This is a genomic window from Prosthecobacter gellanilyticus, assembly GCF_007992435.1.
Lineage (GTDB): Bacteria > Verrucomicrobiota > Verrucomicrobiia > Verrucomicrobiales > Verrucomicrobiaceae > Prosthecobacter > Prosthecobacter gellanilyticus.
The window spans coordinates 20,563-27,464 of sequence record NZ_BKAG01000067.1 but is presented as its reverse complement, the minus strand read 5'-3'; the positions used below and the strand labels follow the sequence as shown (position 1 = coordinate 27,464).

The 6,902-nt window shown below is 57.5% G+C and carries 8 protein-coding genes; 2 read left to right on the top strand and 6 right to left on the bottom strand.

Going from position 1 to position 6,902, the window contains the following annotated elements; translation table 11 throughout:
* Window positions 1-46: 46 nt before the first annotated feature.
* From BGE01nite_RS26470 to BGE01nite_RS26450, 5 genes are all read right to left on the bottom strand, one after another.
* A complete protein-coding gene (locus tag BGE01nite_RS26470; RefSeq protein WP_146855527.1) occupies window positions 47-721 on the bottom strand; it encodes an esterase/lipase family protein in 675 nt (224 codons plus the stop codon).
* A gap of 6 nt (window positions 722-727) precedes the next feature.
* The gene (locus BGE01nite_RS26465) at window positions 728-1,012 is read right to left on the bottom strand and encodes a hypothetical protein (RefSeq protein WP_146855525.1); all 285 of its coding nucleotides are present in this window, start codon (window positions 1,010-1,012) and stop codon (window positions 728-730) included.
* 71 nt (window positions 1,013-1,083) lie between these two features.
* Entirely contained in the window at window positions 1,084-1,431 is a 348-nt protein-coding gene (locus BGE01nite_RS26460; RefSeq protein ID WP_146855523.1) for a hypothetical protein, read from the bottom strand.
* A 147-nt stretch (window positions 1,432-1,578) separates the two neighbouring features.
* Window positions 1,579-2,373, bottom strand: coding sequence for a hypothetical protein (locus BGE01nite_RS26455; RefSeq protein ID WP_146855521.1), 795 nt, complete (start codon window positions 2,371-2,373; stop codon window positions 1,579-1,581).
* A 79-nt stretch (window positions 2,374-2,452) separates the two neighbouring features.
* Window positions 2,453-2,887 carry a hypothetical protein gene (locus BGE01nite_RS26450; RefSeq protein ID WP_170267087.1) on the bottom strand — a complete coding sequence of 145 codons (435 nt, stop codon included), beginning with the start codon at window positions 2,885-2,887 and terminating at the stop codon, window positions 2,453-2,455.
* 831 nt (window positions 2,888-3,718) lie between these two features.
* Here BGE01nite_RS26450 and BGE01nite_RS26445 point away from each other — a divergent pair.
* Together BGE01nite_RS26445 and BGE01nite_RS26440 are read left to right on the top strand one after the other, a co-directional pair.
* Entirely contained in the window at window positions 3,719-4,048 is a 330-nt protein-coding gene (locus BGE01nite_RS26445; protein ID WP_146855518.1) for a hypothetical protein, read from the top strand.
* Window positions 3,987-5,177, top strand: coding sequence for a hypothetical protein (locus BGE01nite_RS26440; protein ID WP_146855516.1), 1,191 nt, complete (start codon window positions 3,987-3,989; stop codon window positions 5,175-5,177). The genes BGE01nite_RS26445 and BGE01nite_RS26440 overlap by 62 nt, the downstream gene beginning before the upstream one ends.
* Window positions 5,178-5,356: 179 nt before the next feature.
* On the opposite strand, the gene BGE01nite_RS26435 is transcribed toward BGE01nite_RS26440, so the two are convergent.
* The gene (locus BGE01nite_RS26435) at window positions 5,357-6,901 is read right to left on the bottom strand and encodes a Ppx/GppA phosphatase family protein (protein ID WP_146855513.1); all 1,545 of its coding nucleotides are present in this window, start codon (window positions 6,899-6,901) and stop codon (window positions 5,357-5,359) included.
* Window position 6,902: the final 1 nt, after the last annotated feature.

Here is a 6,902-nt window from a genome sequence, read left to right as displayed (position 1 = left end):
CCGCCCACCGCCCACCGCCCACCGCCTACCGCCTACCGCCCACCGTTCACCGCTCCCTCCGCAAATACCGCTCCACCACATCCAGCACCGGCTTCCGCCACATGATGAACGTGTGATCCACCTCCATCACCTCAAACCCGGCCTCGCCCTCCACATGCCCGCGCTCCACGCTCACCACACCATCGTGATCAGAGCCGAAGAGATGTGAGAAAAGCCGGATCCTCGGCTGGTTGCCCATCACCACCAGCGTCTCCGGCGGCACCGGCCCGAGCGAGTTCACCACGCTGCCCGCCTCCGTCCCCAGCTCCCTCACCACCGGCCCTAACAAAGAATGCACCCAGCCCCGCTCCGCCAGATGGTCCGCGATCTCATTGCCCTGGTTCGGCGGCGCCAGCATCACCGTCCGCCCCAGAGGAAAGTCCGCCGGCCGCTTCGCTGCCCAGGCCCGGAACACAATCCCGCCCAGCGAATGCGTCACAAAATGCACCCGCGCCCCCGGCTCTAGCCGCAGCTTCAGTGCCTCCAGCGCCGGCTCCACATGCTCCGTCACAATCTCCTCCACCCGCTTCGACCGCGAAGGATACGCCACATTCGTCACCCCAAACCCCGCCCGCCTCATCCGCCACTCCACCCCCAGCATCGCCCTCCAAGAGCGTCCCAACCCATGCAGCAGAACCACATGATCACGAATTTGATCGCTAGGATGAGGTAGCGTGGCCATGGAAATCTAGCGCTCAAGAAGCCCCAATTCGCGGAGCTTGGCGAGAAATTCTTGATGCACAGAATCGGGCACGTTTTCGATCTCGAAAACCATCACGTGATACCACGGGTTCACGTGGGAGGTGTCAAAACTGAAGCGGTAGCGATACGGGCCCTGGCCACCGGACACCGACTGCAGAGCCTCGCCAACATCATCACCAGCGTCATCCATGTTGTTTCCATAGAGCCTCTCAATGATCCGACAGGGAATGTGCGTCGCGCGCCAGTCAGCCTCCGCCGGGTAATGATTCATAGAAAAAGGTCAACGAAGTCAGTTCAGTCATCAAGTTCAGCCCAAGCCTCCTTGTTTCAATCCAACGCCACTTAAACCGCCGTCTCCGCAACCAGCAGTTCAAAACTCACAGACGCCGTCTGATATCTCCCCCGAAGATCCACCCAGGCAATCCCCACGGAGGTCGCGCCCGCATCACATTGGACCACCGTCAGGGCAGGGCACTCAGGCAGCCCGGACGGCGCAAACTTGAATCTCGCCTTCCACCCCACCGTCAGCGCGCCCGCTCCCCGGACATGGAGACACCGCGTGGCCTTGTCCCACACCAGGCTCGCAAACGACTCCGGCACCTTCGGCGCCCACTTTGAAAAAGCCTCCGCCCGGACCGTGTTCGGCACCCGGCACAGCACATGCTCCGCATCAAAATAGATCAGGATCAAATCGTTCGTCGCCCCACCAAAATCCGCCCCCCCAAAACTCGAGTTCTCCTGCCCTTTAAGCCGAACAGGGCCTCCAAAAGTGATCATAACAAGAAAAGATGAATGAGGAATGGAAGTGTGGCTGAAACTGAAGCAAAGTCGTGGTTGTTAAACCTTTTCTGGCACACTCATAGGAAGCATCTTTTCCTGGGCCTCGTTGATGTCGCTGTAAAACTGTAAGGGAAGAGGCACCTTATTGTAGTCAGCGAACTGCTCGTTGGCAAAGTTTAGATATCTGACAAGATCGCCAGTGCTCGCAGCAAATAGCATGACGCCAAACGTGGTGGGCTGGAAGGATGCATAACCCCGGGCATCAAGCTTATCCTCTGTCGTCTTTGCGCGAATGTCGTAAGCATGTATCAGCCCAGACCGGTGTAGGACTGCTGCATCGGTTGCTGGGACTAAACCCATTAGCACGAGTTCCCACACGCTAAAGACTACACGGTGCGATTGAAACTCATCACGGCTAACGGATAATTTTCTCGCCTCTGGCTTAACGACGAGTTTGTTTAAACTGCTGTATATCACGTAGTGTAGATGCAACTGCTTCGACGAGAGTCTTTTAACCTCATCTAAAAATGGTAAAGCAGAGTCATCTTTGCCATCAGCAGTCCGTGATGATGCCAATATTCCGCCAAAATACTCGGCACATATCTCCGAATCAGCCAAACAACCCGACCTAAAAACCTCCTGCGTGATCCTCGGATTTGACGCCTTTCCATCACCCTCTGTGATACCCTTGCCCATGGCTTTTTCAATTATCCTATCCCGACCTGCAGCATATAGTTTGGAAATATCCTCCCCCAGTAAAGACAGTGTGGGCCCCAGCACCGTTTTCAATGTATAGCCAGCAGTCAACGCGGCTCCCGTCCCAACACCAACCTGGACTATTTGCTCAGTCATAATAAAGGATGAAAAAGGCCGCCAGACGCAGAGCGATTGAATGCAGCCAGAGGATATTGGAAGGTTCGGAAAATCAAAGCTAAAATTCGTCACGTGTGCTCCGCTCTTGAGGAGCAATTCCGGAAATGCGCAAAATGCCCTGTTCTGAGAACACTTCAAAAGTTAGGTGATTATCGTGGTCAGTATTGAATCTGAAATCACGGCAGGAATGGTCTACGTATTCCTTAAATCTCACGTAAAAATCGCCCACATTTGCCGCACTAAATGTTAGGCTTGATTCGTCCAATTCAAGGCTGTTCATCACGTAAGTGCCGCGTTTCTCAAGTCCATATAGGACACCCTCCAGACGCTCGGATTCTTCATCTAAGAGTTGATAAATAAATCCGAGCCTTTCCTGATCGTCATCCAATTCCTGATACTCCTCAGAAGGAAAATCCAGGTCTACCGTTGGCGCTTCGGAGGTTGAATCCACTGGCCCCAACTCTGCATTAAAACCATCAAAATCAAAGTCCATGGGTTCCAGCGGGCGAGTCATCATAAAACGGGAACACGTCGAAAAATGAATATCGGGGAGCTCTGTCTGGAGGGCAGAAAGCAACCAAGCGATACTGAAGGGTTCGAAGAATCAGCGAGGGAAAATAACTGAAAACCCTAGTCGTGCAAGAGTCATATAGCCCACCCGCTCAGACATGAATAATTGGTGTCGGGGCCGGCTGATCCTGGAATTACAAATTCGGGTTTTCAACTCTTCTGCCCAGCAACCCAATGTACAATGGGCTATTTGACTTTCATGGGGGCAAGGGGCTGGAACCAAATAAAAGGTGAGCACCCACGCGTTATCAAGGATAGTGTGCTATATAGGAGGCAAGCGAGCGGCCAGCCAAAGTGACGGAGAGACAGCTACAGGATGAAATCGCCATCCGAGATCGGGCAATGCAACCCTCAGTTATTGCAGAAATTGATAGAGGTAGCCTTCAAGACTGACGACCTGGCTAGCAGGTTTCTCGACTAGCTAAATGATCAATTACAATAGCGTATCCGCACCGACACCAGTCGATTTGCTATTACATACATTGTTTGTAGTTAATGAAACCGCCTTTCGGGAAGGCATAAAGTTAAGATATCCAAAGGATTGCGTGTCCCACGACTCCCACACCACCCTCTGCCGCCCAGCCCTCCACCTCCAGAATCCCTTCGATCCAAAGCCACCACCGAGCCAGCCTCAACGGCGAAACTCCTGTCCGCTAACCATCAAGATTCCGGCTCAAACAAGCCAAAGGTTCTCCCTCCCAGCACGTTACAGCCGAGCCTCAACCCACCAACTTACGGAGGCGATGCTTTGACCATGAATCTGAAACTTCTCCCGGCTCTCGTTCTCTCGGCACTGACGGTCTCGGCGGCGGAACCTCGCGTCTTCACCAACACCGCTGGCAAGCAGGTCAAGGCCACACTAGAAAGCGTGGCCAATGGCCAGGCCACGATCATCCTGGAGAACGGCCAGAAATTCTCGCTGGCCGTGACCTCGCTCAGCGCGGCGGACCAGGAATACATCAAGCAGCAGGCGTCAGCCCCGAAACTGACGGGCAAGAATGACAAGATCTCCCCCCAGCGACGTGAACACGGCCATCGGCGCGGAGCTTTTCAGCGAGGAGACCTTGTGGGCCTCCAAACCTGAATCCGTGGCGGAGCGCCTGCAGATCCGTCCAGAATCCAAGACCAAGGAGCAGGCCAGCTTCCGCACCTACACGCGGGGCGATGAAAAAATGTTTGGCGCGCACCCCTACTCGATCGCGCTGTATGGGGAGAAAGACCAGGTCACGAGCCTCTCGCTGGTGTTTGCCAACAAGGGAGATCTCTTCAGCTCACGCGGGAGCTCGGAGAACCATTTCGACAAGGACACACCTCCAGCTGAGGCGGCGAAGATCGTGCGCACAGCGATGGACAAGGATCTGGCAGCCATCAGCACGGCGCTCACCGCCAAGCTGGGCGAGCCGGTGAAGGAGCGCTTTGGCGAGCGCGGAGCGGCCCGCATGAACATGCAGAGGTGGGACTGGCGCGGTCACGCCATCCTGCTGGCCGATGCCGAGGACGATGACAAGAATGGTGAATACGTGGGCGTGCAGGTGGTGCCCACGGCCGTGGCAGATGCCGGAGGCAAGACCAAGCCCGTGCCGGATGCCATCGTGCGGGCGCGGTCCAAGGAGAACATCGAGAAACGTCCCAGCGGTGACGTGGTGATCACGGACATCCCTATGGTGGACCAGGGGCCGAAGGGCTACTGCGTGCCCGCCACGATGGTGCGTGCGATGCGGTTCATGAGCATGCCGGCGGACATGTATGTGCTGGCGAATGCTGGCAACTCCGGCTACGGCGGCGGCACGAGTGTGGAAACGCTGCTGGAAAACACGGGTCGTCTCATCCGCTCCAAGGGCCGCTCGTTTGACAGCTGGTCAGGCGAAATGAAGCTGAGCAATCTCAGCAAGCACATCGACAAAGGCGTGCCGGTGATCTGGGCGCTGTATAGCACGAAGGAGTTCAACGACACGGCGAACCGCCGCAAGGATGAGCGCGCGTCCGTGGCGGACTGGGCACAGTGGAAGACCAAAGTCACCACGGAAGCGGCCTCCAACAAGCTGGAAAAGGACAAGGAGAAGGGCCACGTGGTGCTCATCATCGGCTACAACAAGGAGACCAACGAGATCGCCTTCAGCGACAGCTGGGGCGAACGCTTCAAAGAGCGCTGGATCACCGTCCCCGAAGCAGATCTCATCTCCCAGGGCCGGTTCTACGTGATCGGGTTTTGAGGCTGGGCCCTCGGAGGGCCAAGGGCCCGCCCCATATCAGCCTGGGCCGTAGGCCAGGAGCCTTTGCGGGCGATCGCCCCTTCCAAGGTGGAGGGCTGAAAGCCCGCCCTATGCACTCGAACCGCCGAGTCCATGGACAGCACCGAATGTGCAGGAGCGTGAACAACGTAATCCTGGAATCACGGCTGGCTCAGCAGCACATCAAACCCGTAGATCTCCCGGAAGATATCGCACTTCGAGTTGATGGCGATCTGCTCGATGGTCGTGTCCTCGACACCTGGCGTGAGGATGGTCAGGCGGCTGCCTTCAGGGCGCAGGATGATGCTTTTGACGCGCTGGGCATGGCTACGGTCCAGGGCATCGGCGATCCGCAGGAGCGCGGCGAGCTTGAAAACGATCATCCGCTCCTCGCGATCCAGGTCGGAAAAGTGGGGGTGGTTTCGCTCTGGATTGTAACGCCTATGATAACGCGCAAGTAACGCTACATACTCCCTTTCAGCGGTGCTGAGACCAAAGATCTCGGTCTGCATGAGGATGTAGAGGCTGTGTTTATGGTGCTCGCGCGGGCTGACGAACATTCCCACTTCATGGAGGATTGCGGCGACCCTCAAGACCAGCTCATACCTGGAGTCCAGCCCGTGCAATGTCTTAAGCTCGCGGAAAAGCTGCTGGGCAAAATTGGCCACATGGTCGGCATGTTTGCGGTCCGTTTTGTAACGCACACCGATTTCACAGGCTGCCTGCATGACTTCCTCCTGGAAAGAGGCCGTTCGCGGGCTGGCAATGACCAGATCCTGCATCAATTCGCGCTGAAAGTCCCCTTCCGGCACCCAGATGGCCTCATCGCCAAAGCGTCGGGCCAGCGCGAGGTTCGTCTGAAGCGCCGGGACGATCCCTTCCCCGCCCGTGTAATGCACGTGCAGCCGGCGGACCAGCTGATCAGGACTCAGCGTGGCGATCTTCTCCGTGAACCGCTCCAGCTCGAGCTCGGTCACTCGGCTGGCTCCCTGCTTCGGTGCTGCCAGGAGTGGGGCGATGCTCTGGAGCTCGGCCCCGATAGCCACGTGGTGGTCAAATTTGTAGCCCGAGTAGTCCTGGGCCAGATGATCCACCACCCCGCGGATCTGCTCCTCCAGGTGCAGCAAATGGTCGGGTGACTCCCCTTCCAGACCTGCCACGGCCTCGCGGGCGCGGAAGATGCCGAGGCGGTAGTTGCTGTAGGCGGTGAGGCGGCCCTGACGGAAGTAGAGGGCGCGGGTGTTTCCGGGACCGATGTGGGAGACGAAGGTGTTTCCCTCGGCGAGCTTCGGGTTCTTCTCCAGCAGGCGGCGGGCGATCTGGTAGACGAGACGGGTCATGTCGCCATCATCAATGAGGCGCGCATTCAGGCCGGTGGTGACCTGGAGGCGGTTCAGGAAGATCTCGTGGTTCGTAGCCTCAGACAGGATGTTCGTGTTGTGCAGTCGGATGGCCTCCAGCGGCATGTCATACTCGCGGGTGGTCTGCAGGTAGTCGCGCAGGATGGCGGCGGCCTGCTCCATGGTGCTGCGGGTCACGATGCCGGTGCGAAAGATGTCCCTCGCGATCGGCAGGGGCATGTCGAGGTGCTCCACCTGGCGGAAGGTGCCGGTCTCCGTGGTGCTGCCGATGACCATGGAGAGCGAGGCGGCGCCGACGTAGATCACGGCGTGTTCGGCAGGTGGCTGGGGAGGAGAAGTGGACATC

Excerpts from the sequence above, each read along its gene's own strand:
- BGE01nite_RS26470 (WP_146855527.1), bottom strand. The coding sequence starts at position 721 with ATGGCCACGCTACCTCATCCTAGCGATCAAATTCGTGATCATGTGGTT.
- BGE01nite_RS26465 (WP_146855525.1), bottom strand. The coding sequence starts at position 1,012 with ATGAATCATTACCCGGCGGAGGCTGACTGGCGCGCGACGCACATTCCC.
- BGE01nite_RS26455 (WP_146855521.1), bottom strand. The coding sequence starts at position 2,373 with ATGACTGAGCAAATAGTCCAGGTTGGTGTTGGGACGGGAGCCGCGTTG.
- BGE01nite_RS26450 (WP_170267087.1), bottom strand. The coding sequence starts at position 2,887 with ATGGACTTTGATTTTGATGGTTTTAATGCAGAGTTGGGGCCAGTGGAT.
- BGE01nite_RS26445 (WP_146855518.1), top strand. The coding sequence starts at position 3,719 with ATGAATCTGAAACTTCTCCCGGCTCTCGTTCTCTCGGCACTGACGGTC.
- BGE01nite_RS26435 (WP_146855513.1), bottom strand. The coding sequence starts at position 6,901 with ATGTCCACTTCTCCTCCCCAGCCACCTGCCGAACACGCCGTGATCTAC.